General features: G+C 43.4%; 20 protein-coding genes and 1 tRNA gene. 10 read left to right on the top strand and 11 right to left on the bottom strand.

Annotated features, from left to right (window positions below; translation table 11 throughout):
• Positions 1-54: 54 nt before the first annotated feature.
• Together F1737_RS00100 and larE are read left to right on the top strand one after the other, a co-directional pair.
• On the top strand, positions 55-378 hold the full coding sequence (locus tag F1737_RS00100; protein WP_317136753.1) for a transcriptional regulator: 324 nt from the start codon (positions 55-57) through the stop codon (positions 376-378).
• 44 nt (positions 379-422) lie between these two features.
• The gene (gene larE / locus F1737_RS00105) at positions 423-1,223 is read left to right on the top strand and encodes an ATP-dependent sacrificial sulfur transferase LarE (protein ID WP_317136754.1); all 801 of its coding nucleotides are present in this window, start codon (positions 423-425) and stop codon (positions 1,221-1,223) included.
• Between the two features lie 12 nt (positions 1,224-1,235).
• Here the strand turns inward: larE and F1737_RS00110 are convergent, their stop codons facing one another.
• On the bottom strand, positions 1,236-2,138 hold the full coding sequence (locus F1737_RS00110; protein ID WP_317136755.1) for a hypothetical protein: 903 nt from the start codon (positions 2,136-2,138) through the stop codon (positions 1,236-1,238).
• Between the two features lie 223 nt (positions 2,139-2,361).
• On the opposite strand from F1737_RS00110, the gene F1737_RS00115 reads away from it, so the two are divergent.
• Together F1737_RS00115 and F1737_RS00120 are read left to right on the top strand one after the other, a co-directional pair.
• A complete protein-coding gene (locus F1737_RS00115; protein WP_317136756.1) occupies positions 2,362-4,758 on the top strand; it encodes a PGF-pre-PGF domain-containing protein in 2,397 nt (798 codons plus the stop codon).
• A gap of 168 nt (positions 4,759-4,926) precedes the next feature.
• Positions 4,927-5,997, top strand: a complete 1,071-nt coding sequence (locus F1737_RS00120; protein WP_317136757.1) for a DUF3821 domain-containing protein — start codon at positions 4,927-4,929, stop codon at positions 5,995-5,997.
• Between the two features lie 19 nt (positions 5,998-6,016).
• Here F1737_RS00120 and F1737_RS00125 read toward each other — a convergent pair whose 3' ends face one another.
• From F1737_RS00125 to F1737_RS00145, 5 genes are all read right to left on the bottom strand, one after another.
• Complete coding sequence (locus F1737_RS00125; protein ID WP_317136758.1) at positions 6,017-6,673, bottom strand: tetratricopeptide repeat protein; 657 nt, start codon at positions 6,671-6,673, stop codon at positions 6,017-6,019.
• A gap of 125 nt (positions 6,674-6,798) precedes the next feature.
• The gene (locus tag F1737_RS00130) at positions 6,799-7,698 is read right to left on the bottom strand and encodes a thiamine pyrophosphate-dependent enzyme (RefSeq protein WP_317136759.1); all 900 of its coding nucleotides are present in this window, start codon (positions 7,696-7,698) and stop codon (positions 6,799-6,801) included.
• 1 nt (position 7,699) lies between these two features.
• On the bottom strand, positions 7,700-8,860 hold the full coding sequence (gene porA / locus F1737_RS00135; protein WP_317136760.1) for a pyruvate ferredoxin oxidoreductase: 1,161 nt from the start codon (positions 8,858-8,860) through the stop codon (positions 7,700-7,702).
• Positions 8,861-9,121, bottom strand: a complete 261-nt coding sequence (porD, locus tag F1737_RS00140; protein WP_317136761.1) for a pyruvate synthase subunit PorD — start codon at positions 9,119-9,121, stop codon at positions 8,861-8,863.
• Positions 9,122-9,123: 2 nt separating this feature from the next.
• Positions 9,124-9,669 (bottom strand): pyruvate ferredoxin oxidoreductase subunit gamma, encoded by a 546-nt coding sequence (locus tag F1737_RS00145; protein WP_317136762.1) that lies wholly within the window; start codon positions 9,667-9,669, stop codon positions 9,124-9,126.
• A 182-nt stretch (positions 9,670-9,851) separates the two neighbouring features.
• On the opposite strand from F1737_RS00145, the gene F1737_RS00150 reads away from it, so the two are divergent.
• Positions 9,852-10,019 (top strand): hypothetical protein, encoded by a 168-nt coding sequence (locus F1737_RS00150; protein ID WP_317136763.1) that lies wholly within the window; start codon positions 9,852-9,854, stop codon positions 10,017-10,019.
• 70 nt (positions 10,020-10,089) lie between these two features.
• Positions 10,090-10,446 carry a 4a-hydroxytetrahydrobiopterin dehydratase gene (locus F1737_RS00155; RefSeq protein WP_317136764.1) on the top strand — a complete coding sequence of 119 codons (357 nt, stop codon included), beginning with the start codon at positions 10,090-10,092 and terminating at the stop codon, positions 10,444-10,446.
• On the opposite strand, the gene trxA is transcribed toward F1737_RS00155, so the two are convergent.
• A complete protein-coding gene (gene trxA / locus F1737_RS00160; RefSeq protein WP_317136765.1) occupies positions 10,443-10,856 on the bottom strand; it encodes a thioredoxin in 414 nt (137 codons plus the stop codon). The genes F1737_RS00155 and trxA overlap by 4 nt on opposite strands.
• 213 nt (positions 10,857-11,069) lie before the next feature.
• Between trxA and F1737_RS00165 the strand changes: the two genes are divergently transcribed.
• Positions 11,070-11,144, top strand: a tRNA-Met gene (locus F1737_RS00165).
• Positions 11,145-11,358: 214 nt separating this feature from the next.
• On the opposite strand, the gene F1737_RS00170 is transcribed toward F1737_RS00165, so the two are convergent.
• From F1737_RS00170 to F1737_RS00185, 4 genes are all read right to left on the bottom strand, one after another.
• A complete protein-coding gene (locus F1737_RS00170) occupies positions 11,359-13,467 on the bottom strand; it encodes a PKD domain-containing protein (protein WP_317136766.1) in 2,109 nt (702 codons plus the stop codon).
• 71 nt (positions 13,468-13,538) lie between these two features.
• Positions 13,539-14,954, bottom strand: a complete 1,416-nt coding sequence (purF, locus tag F1737_RS00175) for an amidophosphoribosyltransferase (RefSeq protein WP_317136767.1) — start codon at positions 14,952-14,954, stop codon at positions 13,539-13,541.
• A gap of 4 nt (positions 14,955-14,958) precedes the next feature.
• Entirely contained in the window at positions 14,959-15,141 is a 183-nt protein-coding gene (locus tag F1737_RS00180; RefSeq protein WP_317136768.1) for a 50S ribosomal protein L37e, read from the bottom strand.
• A gap of 47 nt (positions 15,142-15,188) precedes the next feature.
• Positions 15,189-15,416 (bottom strand): LSM domain-containing protein, encoded by a 228-nt coding sequence (locus tag F1737_RS00185; protein ID WP_317136769.1) that lies wholly within the window; start codon positions 15,414-15,416, stop codon positions 15,189-15,191.
• 138 nt (positions 15,417-15,554) lie between these two features.
• Between F1737_RS00185 and F1737_RS00190 the strand changes: the two genes are divergently transcribed.
• The 3 genes from F1737_RS00190 to F1737_RS00200 are packed head-to-tail and all read left to right on the top strand — an operon-like array spanning position 15,555 to position 17,031.
• Positions 15,555-16,052, top strand: a complete 498-nt coding sequence (locus F1737_RS00190; protein ID WP_317136770.1) for an RNA-binding protein — start codon at positions 15,555-15,557, stop codon at positions 16,050-16,052.
• A 59-nt stretch (positions 16,053-16,111) separates the two neighbouring features.
• Positions 16,112-16,489, top strand: a complete 378-nt coding sequence (locus F1737_RS00195; RefSeq protein WP_317136771.1) for a cell division protein SepF — start codon at positions 16,112-16,114, stop codon at positions 16,487-16,489.
• 2 nt (positions 16,490-16,491) lie between these two features.
• A complete protein-coding gene (locus F1737_RS00200) occupies positions 16,492-17,031 on the top strand; it encodes a ZPR1 zinc finger domain-containing protein (protein WP_317136772.1) in 540 nt (179 codons plus the stop codon).
• Positions 17,032-17,067: the final 36 nt, after the last annotated feature.

Genomic DNA, 17,067 nt, shown 5'->3' on the forward strand with positions numbered 1-17,067 from the left:
TCATATTTGATAAATTAATATTCACGATTGTGATTAGATATAGGTTGTGATAAAATGAATACGCCGTGCCAGCAGATAGTCTGGGAATTATTGCCTGCAATTCGTGCCTCTGTTGCAGTTGAACTGGTAAAAAGAGGCATCCCGCAGAAAAAAGCGGCAGAAATGCTTGAGATTGCACCCTCGGCAGTATCACAGTATGTCTCCGGAAAAAGAGGATGCAGGGTGGAGTTTTTAGGCGATGCAAAAGAGCTTGTCTCAAAACTTGTTGATGATATAATAGCAGACTCCGCCGGTGACATCTCTAAGAGAATGTGTGAGATATGCATGGCTTCAAGAGGGGTTGAAGGGAGCTGCGCCGGGGATTCGTGCTCTGACTAAAATAAATCAAAAGATAATTTAATTTTAAACACAGGTGTTCTCTTTTGTCATCCTTAAAAAACCGTCTTGAAAGGCTGAAATCCTTTATAATTGATAAACAGAGTCTTCTGGTGTCATATTCCGGAGGAGTTGACAGCACCCTTCTGGCGGTTGTTGCGCATGAGGTTTTAGGGGATAAGATGTCATGTGCGATTATTAAGAGTCCTCTTATGCCAAAAGCTGAGTTTTCAGATGCCCTCCTGGTTATAAATGATCTGAATATTCCCTGTAATGTTCTAAACTCCGGAATTCTCGCAGATTACGATTTTATAAAAAACCAAAAAGACCGTTGCTATGTCTGCAAGAAGAAAAACTCAAAACTTCTATTTAATGAGGCCAAAAGGCAGGGGCTGACATCTGTTGCAGATGGCACAAACTTTTCCGATACAAAAGTATTCCGTCCCGGGTTTCAGGCAGGAAAGGAAGCCGGTATTGCTCATCCCTTTGTGGATGCGGAGATCACAAAAGATGATGTCAGGGAACTTGCCCGTCAATATAATCTTAAAAATGCAGAAAAACCATCCGCCTCATGCCTTGTAACAAGGTTTTCCTACGGCAGCGTAATCTCTCCGGAGATGCTTTCTGCGGTTGAAGAAGCTGAGGATTTTATCAAATCCTTTGGCTGCGGACAGGTCAGGGTAAGATGCCACGGATATATTGCACGAATAGAGGTGGACCCGGGCGACATGGGCATAATTCTAGAAAAAAGAGAGGAAATTTCAGAAAATCTGAAAAAATCAGGTTTTTTGTATGCAACACTCGATCTGGACGGATTTGTAAGCGGAAGTATGGACAGGGAGATTTAATCTCTGTCCGCGTTATACCCCCGGCACTACCGGTCTGAACATTATCACCCTCCATTCCTGCCCGTATTTTGATACAGTATCCCAGTAGGCCTGCTTTTTTACCTGTGTCTGACCTGCCTGTGACGAATCATAAAACGTGTAGGTTCCGTAACCGCTCTTTTGTGAGGATATCTTTCTGCCCATATTCTGGAGGTTTGGGTATTTTTTAAACAAATCGTCAGTAAAAAGATTTTTTCCGACCTGATTCTTGTCACTGTCATAGAGGATGCAGCCGTCTGTCTGCATTACCGTGATGCTGACACCCTTCTCCTTTTCAAGAGGTGTGACTATCTCTGAGAGGAATTCGTCCGGGTTTGCCATTGCAAGAACACTTCCTGCATATTCTCCCCTGCCTGTCATCACAGGCTGGGCAAATTCAACTCCGGTGAATCCCTCCTGTGCAGTAAATGCATCGGTTAAGAGCGGCTTTTTTTCCGAGATTATCGTTTTTGCTGGCTCAAAGCCCCCTATGTCAAGGCCTACGGATGATTCATATTCTTCCGGGACAGCGTATTCAATAATCCCGTCTGCTGAAAGCATGGCGTAGGATACTGCCCACTTTGTTGAATTATATGTCTGATAAAGAATATTTTCAGTGTTTTCACCTGAAATATCCTCTGAAATTTCGCCGGCAGCGCTCATTGCCCTTTTATCTATATCATCAAGGACTGCCCGGACTTCGCTGCAGATTTGGGTGAGTTCACCCGGAATCCGGGTTTCCCCCTGACTTTTGTTATCATCTCCGGGGATCAGACAGGTTAGTATCACAAGCACTGTAAAAGTGATTATCAGAATCACAAACAGTGCGGGAAAGATCTTTTTTGTCGGGTGCTCCATTAAAAAATAATTGTCATGAGTGTTTTTTAGCTTATGCAAATGTCCCGCGTGAAATTAAAATAATGATATATTATTGCGTGTCAAAAATAAATTAAATTTTGTTGCTTTTTTGGCAATCACTAAATATTTATCTTTTCATTCCAAAATAGGACAGACACCTTTATAAAAAACACACGTTATGCACATCAAAATGGAATTGCCTCTATATATGCCTTATCAATCGATCATGTTTTTTAGTATGGGTAATAAAAAACTATTTACTATGTCTGGTCGACTTAGAGAACTTGGATTAATGGTTTTAATATTGTTAATCATCATGCCGGCATCTGTTATGGGTGCAGATATAATTGTAGGCAATCAGCCTTCCGATGATTACAATGCACTGGATGTCGCTTTGCAGAATGCAAACTCCGGTGATGTAATCTATCTGAATACAACATCTGACAATGAGATCATAAACTCAACAATGACACCCGGAAATGTGACGCTCTTTGACAAGGATGTCAGAATAGATGTTTGTTATAGCACAACATCTGTCACGACACCGTGGATTAGAATGAACAATACAATAGCATTCTCTGATGCAAAGGTTAATTTCAGCACCCATGTCGGCGGGCAGGTTCTGAATTTTTGGTATGATCCGGATTTTGCAGCCGGATTTAAGAATAATTCAATGGTGATGGTGCTTGGAAATGTTGATTTCAACACAGATACCACAGTTGGGAATACCGGTTCTTTAAAGCTTAATTTAACAGGCTGGTCAGGAACTGCTTTGAATATCACCGGCTCAAATAATAATTTTAATCTTCACACCCCCGGATATGAGGAGAAGGATGAGATACTTGGTACCAGCAGCATTGCCTTAAATATGTCTGGAAGCAACAACAATTTTACAATCGGAAAAACTTTAACCATAAATTCTACCGGTATTGGTGTAAATCTGGTTGGAACAAATAATTTCCTGACTTTTAATTCAGATAAGATTACTGCCCCGTCAGGGAAAGTATATCTAGCCCCCGCGGCAACCGGAAACCTTGTAACTGATTATATGACTGGTCTGAGTGTTCCCGAATTTTCAATGTATAACGGAACAGCATACAGCAGCTCAAACAAAATCGGGTACTTTTACAACAGCACATGGTCTGTAAATGGCGGTAACATGAATCCGACAATAAATGTAAGAAATCTTCCTTATTTCGGTAATGTTTCCGTAAAAGCTGTATTCGACAATGTCACAGGCAACAGCAATGATTTTGTTTTGAACACTTCAACTGTTGTTAATTCAGCGGGTATTGCAAGTGGTATCCTGTTTAACGACACCGCTTCTGTTGTTTTTGCAAATATGAACAGTGAAGTTCCGGTGAAGTACACGCTTGGTGGAAATACTATCCACATAGACCTGGTAAGTACCGATTATGTAAATGAATATGATGTTGGTTCAGTCAATATAGTAAATTTCAACCCTTACAATTCAATTACAAACCTGAACATAAACGGTTCATACTCATCAAACTGGACTGAATACACAGACTTTAGTGCTGTTCAGCCTTCAATTGTAGTCGATAACGGTTCGGTTGACCATAAACTCCTTGGAAACCTGACATTTGCTGAAAACATAAACCTGCTTGATACAACAACAATATCAGAGCTTGATAATCTTGGAACCGGTATTGTGGTTACAAACAGCTCCATATATCTGAATTCAGCCCTGACAGCGTTTAACAAAAAAGCAGTTCTCACAATGTACCCTGCATTTGCATTTAGTGCTGTAAGTGATCTTGTTTTAAGCGTGACACCGGACGGCGGTTCCAAAACAACACTCTGGGATGGAATTAGTTTTAATTCACAGGGTTATCTGACAAGTGATACTATTTCCGTAAACACAACTGCCAATTCAACAACCATATGGACAAACCACTTCAGCAACTATGAATTTTCAAAGTACGTGGCTCCGGTAACACCAACACCGACTCCTGCACCAACAGCAGCCCCTGTTACATCCGGTGGTGGCGGAGGTAACCCCAACATTGGTTCAGGTGTTGCAGAAAAAATAGATGAGGGTGAAACCGCAGGATTCAGTGTTGACAGCACTGCAATATACGAAGTCACTGCAACTGTAAATGAATATGTTCCAAAGATGATGGTGACAGTTGAGAAGAGAGCTCTTCCGCGTGGAATTAACAAGCTTCCTCTTGATGTCTATGAACATGATCAGGTGACAGTATACTGGGCTGATGAAACCGACATCTCAAAGGGCACACTTGAGTTCAGGGTCTCAAAGGACTGGCTCAAAAAGAACGGATATTCATCCGGTGACATTGTAATGTTCAGATACAATGAGGAAGATTTGGTATGGGAAGGCCTCCCTACTGAATACATCGGTGAGAGTGGCAGCAGTTACCTCTACCGTGCAACAACACCAGGATTCTCATATTTCGCAATAGCAGCCGAAAAAGGCTCTACAATGGTATCTGATGAAAAATCAATAAAGACCATCAGTGTTGTGGCAGAGGCCGAGGGTGCTGACCAGACTCCCACACCTGTCATGACAGAAGATGTGGCAAAGACACAGGCTGAAACAGCAAAGAGTCCTGTTGGACTCGCTCCCATTGCAGCACTGCTGTTTGCAGGACTCCTGATAGCAATCAGAAGAAAATAAAAAAGTTGCGGTACAGCAACCACCAAATATCTTTTTTGATATGTTTTTTAGTAATTTATTGCATTCATACTGATTTCCTGTAAAAAGAAAAGCAAAAGCTCTCTTTTCCTGACTGCAAGGGTTTATTATTCATATTTACCATATAATCTAAAAAAAGGGAGTGATAATATGGCTTTTAATAAAAAATCTGCCCTGTGTTTTGCATTCTGTTTATTGTCCCTCGTGCTTTTTGCAGTACCTGCATCAGCGGCGATAAACAACATACACAAGGGGGACACTGTATTTGTCGGAGAAGAAAACCTGATCCTTGATGATGATGTGTTTTACAGTTCAGGTGGTGTTTTGGACACACAGCTTGCATACTACAAGAACACTCCGGCAACATCTGCACCTGATTATGTAATGACTCCTTCTAAGGAGAGTTTTTTCCTCTCATCATCGGAGTTTAAGGACAGAACCGGAGGATGGTATTCATATCCGAACGGATCATCCGCAGGTCACATTGCATTCTACGTTCAGTACCCCTACCTTCAGTTAAAACTCTGGGCATACCGTACCGGTGGAAACAGCTTTGACATAACAGAGGGAAAAATCGTTTCCGGTGAAGCACTTGACTTCAGGATTGATTCAAATCTTTATCCGCTCTTCTCACGGACAGGTGTTCTGCCGTCAGATGATGGTGTTGACATATATGTAGAGACGGAGGACGGTGCAACATACACAGCCCTTTACGACTGCTCCGGAAACAGTGTTTCGATAACAGACATCCACGTTGCAAACAGCGCCTTCTTTGTCCCTGACGGAAGCGTCACATGTGTCTGGGACACCGGAAATTCCGCATATAAGACCGGAAGCTACACAATATGGGCTGAATGCAATGTAAACGGTATGAAGGACAATCTTGGCTCAATATCGGGTGTAACGGTAACTGATCCGATAGGAACAGTTCAGAAGACTGAAGAGGTAACGGTCGGGTTCACACCTGCTCCGGAAGATACACCGGCACCGACTGCCTCTCCCGAAGTCACAACAACCCCTCAAAAGACAAAAACACCGACAATTCCGCCGGTAACGGATACACCTGCCCCTGTTAAGACGACAATGCCGGAAACAGTAAAGCCAACAGCAGAAAAGCCGCAGACTGAAAAACTGCCTCAGACTCCTGTATCTGGAGTTGTAATAATCTCAGCAGTTATCGGTTCATTTATGCTGGCGGTCCTGATCCGCAGAAACGAGTGAAATCTAAAAAAATTAAAATTTAATATCTTCTTTTTAAGACAGCCATCGCACAGATTCCTGCTGCAAGAATTGTGAATACAGAAAGTGGGGAGTCCTGTTTGCCTGTCTCTTTTTTGATCTGGTTTTCAGCATATTTTTTGTTTGCCCATGCACGGCTGTCCTTCGGGCTTATCTCTATTGCCTTTTCTGATGCCTCAAGCTCTTCTTCATATCTTCCGAGTTCCCCTAAAGCCGTTCCCTTATTCAGCCATGCCTCAAGGTATTCAGGATTTATCTCAATTGCTTTTTCGGATGCAGAAAGACTCTCCTCATATCTTTCAAGTGCGATGAGTGCTGTTCCCATATTCACCCATCCGTCTGCCTGATCAGGTCTTATTGAGGTTGCCTTTTCCGCCGCTTTAAGTGCTCCCTCATAATCGCCGGTGGCGATCATGATACCTGACTTTGTTGTGAGTGCAAGCGTGAAGTTTTCATCAGCGGCGATGGCCTGATCAATTAAAAGAAGTGCCTCGTCAAATCTCCCCTCGTTTGCAAGGTCTGTTGCCTGGTTGTAAAGTGCTATTTTGTTTGTCCCTTCATTTGTCATCGTCATGTTCTCTTCCGCCAAAACTGGTGTTGCAAAGAGTGCTGACAATGTAAAAATCAGGAAGAGGGTCGTTATCATAAAATTTTTCATAAATATCTCCTGTGATTTTTTTGATATTGTAATTTTTTTCGGTATTATTCTGTATGTGATTTTAATCAGAAAAAAGATATTGTGGTTTTTCGGTTTGGTTTTATAGTCTGCTGATTGCTGACAGCTTATTTTTTAGGTTTTATGTCGATGCCGTACTTTTCGGCATTTCTGTCTGCTATTGCCTGAATCTTGGCGATCTCTGCCTCGTTTGGCTGGGGTTTGAAGAGGTGGCGGAATCTCTTCTGGGATTTTAAGTAGTCCTCTACAGGGACACGCTTTACCTTTCTTGATTTGACGATTTCGCCGTCCACCATCTCAAAGTTTGCCCACAGACCGCAGTCGAGAGCCATCTTTCCAATCTCCATGGTTTTTGCGCCGTCAAATCCCCATCCGGTGCAGCACGGTGTGTGAACCTGGATGTAGCACGGACCCTCTGTGTTTATTGCACGGGTAACCTTGTCCATTAAGTCCTTTGGGGTTGCAATCGATGTGGTTGCAACGTAAGGTGATCCGTGTGCCGCAAGAATTGCCGGGAGATCTTTTTTGGGTCTCTGGTTTCCTGTCGAATACTTTCCGGCAGGGCTTGTTGTTGTGCTTGCATCGTACGGTGTTGCACCTGAACGCTGGATACCTGTGTTCATGTATGCCTCATTGTCGTAGCAGATGTATGTTATATCATGGCCTCTTTCAAAAGCACCGCTGATACAGAGAATGCCTATATCGAATGTTGCACCGTCTCCTGCGATAACAACAACCTTTTCGTCCCTGCCCTGTCTTTTGATGGATGCCTCGACACCTGATGCAACTGCTGCTGCATTCTGGAAGAGTGAGTGTATCCACGGTGTCTTCCATGCAGTCTCGGGGTATGGTGTTGAGAAAACTTCCATACATCCGGTTGATGCGACAATAATTGTGTTCTCGCCGGTTGCACGGGTGATCAGGCGTGCTGCAAGTGCAGGACCGCATCCTCCACATGCACGGTGTCCGGGTTCGAAAAATTCGCATGTTTTTTCATCGCATGACATATCAGAGCACCTCCTCACGAAGTCCAAAGAAGCAGTCGTTTCTGCCTTCTCTGGCCCAGTCAACAAGCTGTTTAATATCTTTTTTGCGGATGTCACGACCTCCGAGACCGCCGACATAGGAGTATACCGGAATTCCGGATTTGTAGACCGCATCCTTTACTTCAAGGCCGACTGCACCGAGCATTCTTGAACCGATGTTTATGTTCTTTTCAAGAACTGCAACCTGTGAAACGCCTTTTAGGGCCTCTTTGATCTCTTCTGCCGGGAATGGTCTGAACGAACGGATCTTCAAAAGTCCGACCTTCTCTCCTGCATCCCTCATTTCGTCTATTGCGTCTTTTATTGTTCCGCATATGGAACCGAGTGCAACAATTGCAGTGTCTGCATCCTCAAGTCTGTAACCTTCAACAAGACCTGAATAGTCGCGACCGAACATCTCGCCGAACTCTTTTCCGGTTTCCCTTATTGCGTCCTTTGCCCTTGTCATTGCGGCGTTGATCTCATAGCGGAATTCCTGGTAATAATCCGGTGTAGCATACATACCAAACGACATCGGCTTTTTTGCATCGAGACGCTGGTACGGGTTGAATGCCGGAAGGTACGCATCTATCTCTTCCTGTGTCGGAATGTCGACAGGTTCGAATGTGTGCGAGAGAATGAATCCGTCAAAACATACAAATGCCGGGAGAAGAATGTCATGTCTTTCGGCAACCTTGTATGCAAGGAAGTGAAGATCTGTCGCTTCCTGAGCATCCTCTGCGTAGAACTGCATCCATCCGGAGTCACGAAGGAATAATGAATCCTGCTGATCATTCCAGATATTCAAAGGTGCTCCGAGTGCACGGTTTGCGATTGTCATAATGATTGGCTGACGCATACCTGCCGCATTGAATACGACCTCGGCCATGAATGCAAGACCCTGTGAGGTTGTTGCGGAGTAAACCCTTGATCCTGCGGCTGATGCACCTATGCAGGATGAGAGTGCGGAAAACTCACTTTCCACACAGATGTACTCGCCATCGAGGTCGCCGTCTGCAACCATTTCAGCAAGGCGTTCTACAATGTGTGTCTGTGGTGTTATCGGATAGGCTGATACCACTTCAGGTCTGCAAAGCCTTACCGCCTCTGCGACTGCGTGTGATCCTTCCATTATCTGAAGCATTTATTTCTCCTCCTGTTTCATTTCAATAGCATCCTTTGGGCATTCGTTTGCGCAAAGTCCGCATCCCTTGCAGAAATCATAATCAACTTTCGGATATCCTTCCTCATCCTCTTCGATGCAGACTTCCGGGCAGATCATGATGCATGTTCCGCACTTGTTGCATTTCTCAAGATCAAACTCAGGTTTGAAGACACGCCATGAACCTGTTTTATTGTCGCGTGCCTTTCCCGGTGCTGCTGCACATCCTACATTGAGAGCCATGTTTATGCTGACCCTCCTTTGACAATTTCATATGCCTTTTTGGCAGCGGCGATATTCTTTTCGGCAAGAGGGAGCGGGAATCTCTCTTTTAATGCCTCTTCTATCGCAGCCATTTCTATTTCGCCTGTTGCGGCTGCAAAGGCACCCATGAGGGTTGTATTCTCAATCGGCAGTCCAAGCACTTCGAGAGCGATTGAGGTTGCGTCTATTTTTATAATTTTTACGCCCTCGGGAAGACCTGCCTCAAGATCTTTTTCCGTATTTATTATTGCAATTCCGCCTTCTTTGAGACCGCTGAATACATCCACGTCCTTTATCAGTGTGCTGTCCTGGACAATGATGTAGTCCGGTTCATAAATCTGGCTTCTGAGTCTGATTTTTTTATCGTCAAAGCGTACAAACGCCTGTACAGGTGCTCCCCTTCTCTCTACGCCGAAAGCAGGAAACGCCTGTGAGTAGACCTTGCTCTTGAAAGCCGCCGTAGCAATCAGTTCGGCAGCAGTCACAGAGCCCTGACCGCCTCTTCCATGGATTCTAAGTTCTCTCAAAAAAATCCCCAATTAATTTATCATGATTAATTAATAAGAATTTTTGGTCTGGTCGTAATGTGACTTTTTTTCAAAAAAAGGGCATTATAATCAGATATTCACTTTATCCATATACATCTGGGAGATAATTCAAAAATGGAAAAATATACGGCTGTTAAAATTTAATTCAGGTGAACAAAATTTTGTATGAGTGCAAATCTTACAGAAATGTCCCTTATATTAACTATATTGGTTCAATCAGGGAAACAGGCGGAGCTTTGGGTTTAGGTTTTGCCGGCCTGTGGATTTATGCCCGCAAAGGAAACGCCTTTGGTGCGGCACATGTGTTAGAATTCCCCGTAGTGAACTGAAAATCTCAAATATTTCAATTTAAGGCAATAAATATTGAGTTTCCAATTTTGATCAGAATATATTTATTGAATGATGCATATGAATGCTCTGATGGACATGCATAATGAGAGATGTGATCCCGATGTGGGGAGGACTGCACCTCTGACAAGGAAGGAGGTTCTTTCTCTTGTTCCGAAAGTTACCGGGTGGGAAATTCGGGAGAGTAAACTCCGGAGACTTTACAGAGGCGAAAATTTTGAAGACTGCGTTATATTTCTGGATGATCTGACCGATTTGTGCAATACCCAGTGCCATTATCCTGACATCAGCATTTCAAAGGGGAGGCTGATTGAGGTTTCATGGTATACATATGCAAGCGGCGGACTGACAAGAAATGACTTTATAATGGCATCAAAAATGAACAGCAGTGAAAAATTTAATATTTAGAGGGGGAATGCCCTGTTTATTGCAGAGATTATATTCTCTTTAGGGTAAGCTCCCGTGAGCCTGTGGACCATACGGCCGTTTGCGAAGAAGAGTAGTGTCGGTATTGCAGTTATCTGGAATGATGCTGCAAGACTCTGGTTTTCATCAGTATTGCACTTGCCAAATGCCACTCTTCCCGCATATTCGGATGAGAGTTCCTCAATTACGGGTGCAACACGTCGGCATGGTCCGCACCATTCGGCCCACAGATCGATTACGACAAAAGAATTTTTGGAGATGAAATCATTGAAGTTTATCCCGGTAATTTCAGTTACGCCGGGATTTTTGCTTTTCTGAACCATATTTGAAAGCTCCTCAAGTTTTTTCTCCCTGATTTTTTTTATTTCATCATCGAATGTGTTGTCGGTCATTAATTACCAGATAATGATCTCTTTTACAATTAAGCATTCGATAACCGTTATGGCGGTATAGTATGAAATTCAGAGATAATCTCCTGGTTTGTTTTGATTTCTGCCTTAGATATGGATAATAACTAAATTTTTGAAGTTTATGCAAATCCAATATTAATATCAAAAGTTTAATTAGTGTTCACGTAGACTTGATATAGCACACGAGCGTAGTGGAGCGAGGTGGGGTAGTCAGGAAATCCCGACGGGCTCATAACCCGTAGATCAATGGTTCAAATCCATTCCTCGCTATAAAAAAAGCGGTGTAATTTTCTCTTTTATGAATGTTATCCGAGTAATCTTTTGAATTCTTACAATTTGACTGATCTGATTTTGGTTATTTCACAGTGCTTTGCTGACTCTGATTTTTTATCTGGTAAATTCTTATTAGTGTCTGTTTCCCCGGTAAAAAAGTTTAAAAAAATGGATTTAAAGGTTTATCCGGATTTTGTTATTCCGTCCGGAATCATTCTGATCCTGAATAGAATATTTTTGCAAGCTCCTTTGTGTCTTCCATAGCTTTGTCCGGCAGTTCTGGTATAAAAAGCGCAGGCAAAACGCCTTTCTTTGAATAGCGCTCATTGCCAATGACCACTTCGGCGGATGCACGGATTCCTGAAAATTCTGCAAAAACCTTTGTTTTGCCCTGATTTTCTGCCGTAAACATACCCTCTTTTGAAATGGAAGCGACACTTTCATCCCCAACACTCCAGTTGGGATATACAATTCTGGTAACGCCTTTTGTGTCTGTTGCGGCTGCGACAAACCTGATTACATCACCTTTGATGGCACCCGCACTTCCAGGCACGATAATTATTTTTTCTACCGGGTACTCAGACATCCTCGCTATTGCAACATTTCTTTCTGTATGGATGTCGCTTCCATATCTGTTTTCGACCTTCAGGCTGACGTCATAAACTCCCGGCGTCTCAAATGTGTGAACCGGATTCTGCTCCTCTGAGAAGGTGTTGTCGCCGAAGTACCAGAGCCATGAGTCGGCCTCTCCTGACGAGATGTCGCTGAAGCTGACTACCGGCTTTTCCGGTGTGCTCTTTTCATCATAGCTGTAGACAAAAGCGGCTTTGGGCGCACCCCCAACATCCACCAGATCTGTCTTTGTCCTGGTAACCCCTCCGTAGCTGTTTTTAACAGTAAGGCTTACGGTATATTTTCCGGCACTCTGGTAGATATGCTGCGGGTTTTTGAGAACAGAGCCTGTTCCGTCTCCAAAGTTCCACAACCTTCCCGTGATGATGCCTGATGAGTGATCATAGAATCTGGTTGTAAACGGCATCTCTCCTGTTATCTCATCCTCGCTGAAGTCAGCTAAGGGCAGTGCCCCTGTTGTGATGTATCCGGGAAGTGTCTTTGTCGTGCTTCCGTAGATATTTGAAACTGTAAGCGAGACATTGTATGAGCCGGGGATTTTGTAGATATGGGCAGGGTCGGTTTCCAAAGATGTTTCACCGTCTCCGAAATCCCACTTAAAGTTTGTTAAAACACCTGGTGTTATCGCCGCACCTGATGAGAATTTAACATTCAGAGGGGCAAGCCCGTCCCTTACATCCGCTTCGAAGAATGCTTTTGGTGTATCCGATCCTGATATTTCAAAATATACTATCCTGTAATCATTCCCTGTTTTGTCAGTCCAGACTATGTTTCTCTCCCAAATATCCGGACTTCTCAGGTCGCCTTTTCCCGAATATACGAATGCGGATATTGAAGTTGAGAGATCGTGCAGGATTATATTCTGGTTTTCGCTCTCTGAATCTCCCCAAACAATAAACGGCCCTGATATTTTCGGATTTCCGGGGTTTTTCAAATTTTCGGAAATATTTTTAATTGTGCCTGTGTTCTCATCAAACAGCAAAATGGTGTATGAATCGCCTTCCTTTACTTCCCAGACTGCCCTTCCCGATGAGACCGAAAAATCATTCGGAACAGGGCTGTAAAGGTTTTGTGCGGTTCCGCCCGAAAGCGGCTTTTTATATAGCGTTCCCTTCTCAGTCCAATACAGAAAATCGCCGGAAATTGTTGGTGAATGCTTGTCGCTTGTCCGTGACTCCCTTAAAAGTCCCGTTTTTCCTGTTTTTTGGTCATGCACCATTATGTTTGTATAGCCGCGGTAGCGTCCGTCAAGCCAGACTATTGACTCATCCGAAATAGCCGGAGTTCCCTGATTTGCCGGGTATTGGGAGACATAATTTTTTGTCTTATCCTCAGCGTTGTAAATTATAATTTGTGAGGGCGAGGAGAATGATCTTTTCTCCCCCCATACCACAAGGCTGCCTGAGATATCAGTCAAAAAGGAGGTATATCGTGATGATTCAACAGGATTTATCTCACCGGTCTTCAGTTCGCTGATATACAGGGACTGGCCCTTTTGTTCCTTCTCTGTCCAGATAACATATTTGTCTGAAACAAGAGGATTCCATTTGACGCCCGTGTCGTTTGTTATTTCCCTGAATTCGCCGGATACTGTGTATTCTGCTGCCATAACCGGCATTACGGATAACAGCAAAAAAAGTCCCAGAAGTATTGTTGTGTATAGCAGTGTTCGGGAATTCGGGTTCATTTAAAATTTATTTAATTCGCAACTTATAAAAATGGGTAGTTTTTTTGTTCCTGTAAACCAGGAGCCTTAAATTAAAAGTCTTTAAGATCACTCTGGAAGGTTCCGGCCACATATTCAATGTGCCTTGGGCATCCCTTCTCGCCTTTTATGCAAAGCGGATATTCGCCTGTGATGCACCCGACACAGAGGTCGTCATTTGGAATACCTGTTGCCTTAATTAGTGACTCCAGTGAGACATGATGAAGCGATGTTGCTCCGATCTGTTCACAGACTTCATCGTTTGTTTTTTTGCTTGCAATAAGCTCTTCTCTTGTAGGCATATCAACGCCGAGATAGCACGGCGCCTTAATCGGCGGTGAACCGATTCTCATGTGAACCTCTCTTGCCCCTGCATCCTTAACGATGTCAATTATGCGGCGTGAGGTTGTACCTCTAACAATACTGTCGTCCACCAGCACAACCGACTTACTATTCAGATGCTGTTTTACCGGGTTGAGCTTGATTCTTACTGCATTTTCCCTCGCTTCCTGGTTAGGCATGATAAATGTCCTTCCCATGTAGCGGTTTTTGATAAGACCTTCCCTGTAAGGTATACCTGAGCTCTCGGAATATCCGGTTGCATGGGCAATCCCTGAGTCAGGAACCGGGGATATAATATCCGCATCGACCGGTGCTTCTTGATGAAGTGATTCTCCGATTCTGCGGCGGACGTCATAAACCAGTCTTCCGTCAATTACAGAATCAGCACGGGCAAAGTAGATATATTCAAATATGCAGTGTCCGTGTGATGAGGCCTCTGTAATCTGTGTGCACTTTACACCTTCAGATGAGATGCAGAGCATCTCGCCGGGTTTTACATCCCGGATTAGTTCTCCGTTTAAAGCGTCGATTGCTACTGTTTCAGAACAGACGATGTATCCTTCTCTTGTTTTTCCAATGCAGAGGGGGCGGATTCCAAGAGGATCGCGGAAAGCGTATATTTTGTCATTTATCATTATGACGACAGAATAAGAACCCTCAAGATTTTTCATGCATGAAAGGACTGCGTCCTCCATTTTATCCGTCTTTCTTAGTTCATCCACAATGATATTGCCTATTACTTCGGTATCGGTTGAAGTGCAGAATATTTGTCCCCTGTCTTCGAATTTTTTCCGAAGTTCCGTTGTGTTTGTCAGGTTTCCGTTGTGGGCGACTGAGATTTTTTTGTTTTGAAATGTAAAGTTAAAAGGCTGGATGTTCTCCGGAATTTTAGAGCCTGTGGTTGGGTATCTTACATGCCCTACACCGACATCGCCTTTTAGTTCTTTTAAAATATCTGCATTGAAAATATCGGCTACCAGACCCTGGTCTTTGCACTTATGGAGTCTTTCACCGTCAAAAGTGGTAATTCCCGCACTCTCCTGGCCCCTGTGCTGGAGCGCATAGAGAGCGTAATATAACGGGAATGATACGCCGCCAGCATCGACGATGCCAACGATTCCGCACATGGTTTTAGTGGGTTGGTGTTTTTGATTTCTTGGTTACCCAGTTGTACTTGCGCATCTTTGTGCTCTTTCCAAAGCCGCATGCAGAGCATACCTTGTGGCGCTCATGGAATGATATTCTTCCGCATCTTCTGCACACAATGTGTGTTGTTTTCTGTCTTTTGCCTCTTGATGGCGTTCCTTTACTCATTTTAAGTCACCTGTTATATGTATAAATAAAAAATTATGTCTCTTTGTTTACTCTACTGACGGAGAGATGTAGATAACATTATCTCCACGGACAATGAGAGTGCCGGCTTTTTGTGTGACACCATCTATCTCTTCTTCTGCATTCTCAAGCACAAGGTTCATGTGAACATCGTAACCCTGAAGAATTCCGCGAATTTCTCTTCCTCCCTTGAGGCTTACAATTACGGGCTTCTGGTTAAGTGCCTTATCTAAAATTTCCAACGGTCTTTTTGTCATGAGATTCCCTGGTTTATTCTATGAGGATAGTATAATTGCGAGTGGAACATAAATAAATATAGCGCCACGATGCCGGGGGATCCCGGCAGGTTTTTCAGGAGAAATTATATCTTTGCAACAGTTGATAGGAATGATTAAATGGGTAAACTGAGTGTCAGAAAGCGTTATACTGTTCGTAAATCCAAGCTTTCAAAAATATATGAATCACTCCGTGAACAGATTGGTGATTCAGCGGAACTGTATAAATCAGACCGGGTTGAGATAGTCGAGACAACCGGTGATGCAGTAATTTACCTTGTCGACAAAAAACCGCTTCTGATGGATTTGGATGGAATTGTGTTTCCTACATTACGGGGAGCAATTGCATTTCCTTTTCCTGAAAGAAGGGTCGTTGTGGATTCGGGTGCGATATCATTCATGGCAAAGGGCGCTGATCTCATGCGTCCCGGTATTGTATCACTGACAGATGATATCGAAAAAGATCTTCCCTTTGTGATCGTTGAGGAATCATACAATAAGCCCCTTGCAATAGGAATTGCCTCAATGGACGGTGCTGATATTGAGAGTGCCGAAAAAGGAAAGGTTGCAAAGAATATCCATTATGTCGGAGATGACATATGGAGCCTTGAGATTTAGGTGATTTGCTCTGCTCTCAATGGATACAATTAAATAAAATTCACTCTACAATTTTTCATATGGCTAAGAAGTTCGCATCCCTTTTCAAAAGGAATAACCAACCCGATGAGTCGGACTATATGGAGCTTGATCTGGCTTCAATTGAGACATCGGGCTCAGGTTCCGGTTCACCAGCTTCAATGTACGTAAAAATAGCTACGATAAATGAACTGCGGGACACCCCCCGTATAAAAGATGAGGTTTACAACGGAAATATTGTAATTGTTGATATCGGGCGTCTTAAGATGGATAAAATAACCTATGAGCGTGTCTTAAAGGATCTCCGCGATGTCGCAATGGATGTAAACGGCGATATCGTTGGTCTTGGCGACCAGAAATATGTAATTCTTACACCAATGTCTGTAAAAGTCTCCCGTGATAAGATTGGAGGAGCCTGAAATTGCGGCGTGTAATTGTCGCACCTTGTCCGGTTTGTTCCACTGAAATCCAATATATATACCAGACAGAAAGAATCCCCTATTTTTCCGAAGTTATGCTTGCAAGCGCAATTTGTGAATGCGGTTTTCGTTCTGTGGACACTCTGGTTCTGGGTGACGGGGAGCCTGTTAGATACACTCTTGAGATAAACAGTGCCGAGGATCTTAATTCAAGGGTTATCAGGAGCAGTCAGGGCACAATAGAGATCCCTGAGTTCGGTGTTTTAATCGAGCCCGGGCCAATGTGTGAGGCTTTCATCTCAAATGTTGAGGGAGTCATATTCAGGATAATCAAGGTGCTGGACAACATTCTTCTCTCAGCCGATGAAGAACAGAAAAAAAATACCCTTGCATTAAAGGAGAGACTTCTAAATGCGTGTGAGGGTAAAGAGCCCTTCAGACTCATTATTCAGGATATGGACGGAAACAGCGGGATTGTGAACAAAAAAGCTGTCAAATCCGAACCCATACCATATGATATTGAAGATGAATGTGACGAATAAAGGCTGAAAATAAAAAATTCTTTTTTTTGGGGATGT

Source organism: Methanoplanus sp. FWC-SCC4 (assembly GCF_032878975.1).
Taxonomy (GTDB): Archaea; Halobacteriota; Methanomicrobia; order Methanomicrobiales; family Methanomicrobiaceae; genus Methanochimaera; species Methanochimaera problematica.

What these genes read in the sequence shown, in the direction of transcription:
- F1737_RS00100 (WP_317136753.1), top strand. Translation starts at nt 55, where the DNA reads ATGAATACGCCGTGCCAGCAGATAGTCTGGGAATTATTGCCTGCAATT.
- F1737_RS00115 (WP_317136756.1), top strand. Translation starts at nt 2,362, where the DNA reads ATGTCTGGTCGACTTAGAGAACTTGGATTAATGGTTTTAATATTGTTA.
- F1737_RS00120 (WP_317136757.1), top strand. Translation starts at nt 4,927, where the DNA reads ATGGCTTTTAATAAAAAATCTGCCCTGTGTTTTGCATTCTGTTTATTG.
- F1737_RS00125 (WP_317136758.1), bottom strand. Translation starts at nt 6,673, where the DNA reads ATGAAAAATTTTATGATAACGACCCTCTTCCTGATTTTTACATTGTCA.
- F1737_RS00130 (WP_317136759.1), bottom strand. Translation starts at nt 7,698, where the DNA reads ATGTCATGCGATGAAAAAACATGCGAATTTTTCGAACCCGGACACCGT.
- porA (WP_317136760.1), bottom strand. Translation starts at nt 8,860, where the DNA reads ATGCTTCAGATAATGGAAGGATCACACGCAGTCGCAGAGGCGGTAAGG.
- porD (WP_317136761.1), bottom strand. Translation starts at nt 9,121, where the DNA reads ATGGCTCTCAATGTAGGATGTGCAGCAGCACCGGGAAAGGCACGCGAC.
- F1737_RS00155 (WP_317136764.1), top strand. Translation starts at nt 10,090, where the DNA reads ATGATGCATATGAATGCTCTGATGGACATGCATAATGAGAGATGTGAT.
- trxA (WP_317136765.1), bottom strand. Translation starts at nt 10,856, where the DNA reads ATGACCGACAACACATTCGATGATGAAATAAAAAAAATCAGGGAGAAA.
- F1737_RS00170 (WP_317136766.1), bottom strand. Translation starts at nt 13,467, where the DNA reads ATGAACCCGAATTCCCGAACACTGCTATACACAACAATACTTCTGGGA.
- purF (WP_317136767.1), bottom strand. Translation starts at nt 14,954, where the DNA reads ATGTGCGGAATCGTTGGCATCGTCGATGCTGGCGGCGTATCATTCCCG.
- F1737_RS00180 (WP_317136768.1), bottom strand. Translation starts at nt 15,141, where the DNA reads ATGAGTAAAGGAACGCCATCAAGAGGCAAAAGACAGAAAACAACACAC.
- F1737_RS00185 (WP_317136769.1), bottom strand. Translation starts at nt 15,416, where the DNA reads ATGACAAAAAGACCGTTGGAAATTTTAGATAAGGCACTTAACCAGAAG.
- F1737_RS00190 (WP_317136770.1), top strand. Translation starts at nt 15,555, where the DNA reads ATGGGTAAACTGAGTGTCAGAAAGCGTTATACTGTTCGTAAATCCAAG.
- F1737_RS00195 (WP_317136771.1), top strand. Translation starts at nt 16,112, where the DNA reads ATGGCTAAGAAGTTCGCATCCCTTTTCAAAAGGAATAACCAACCCGAT.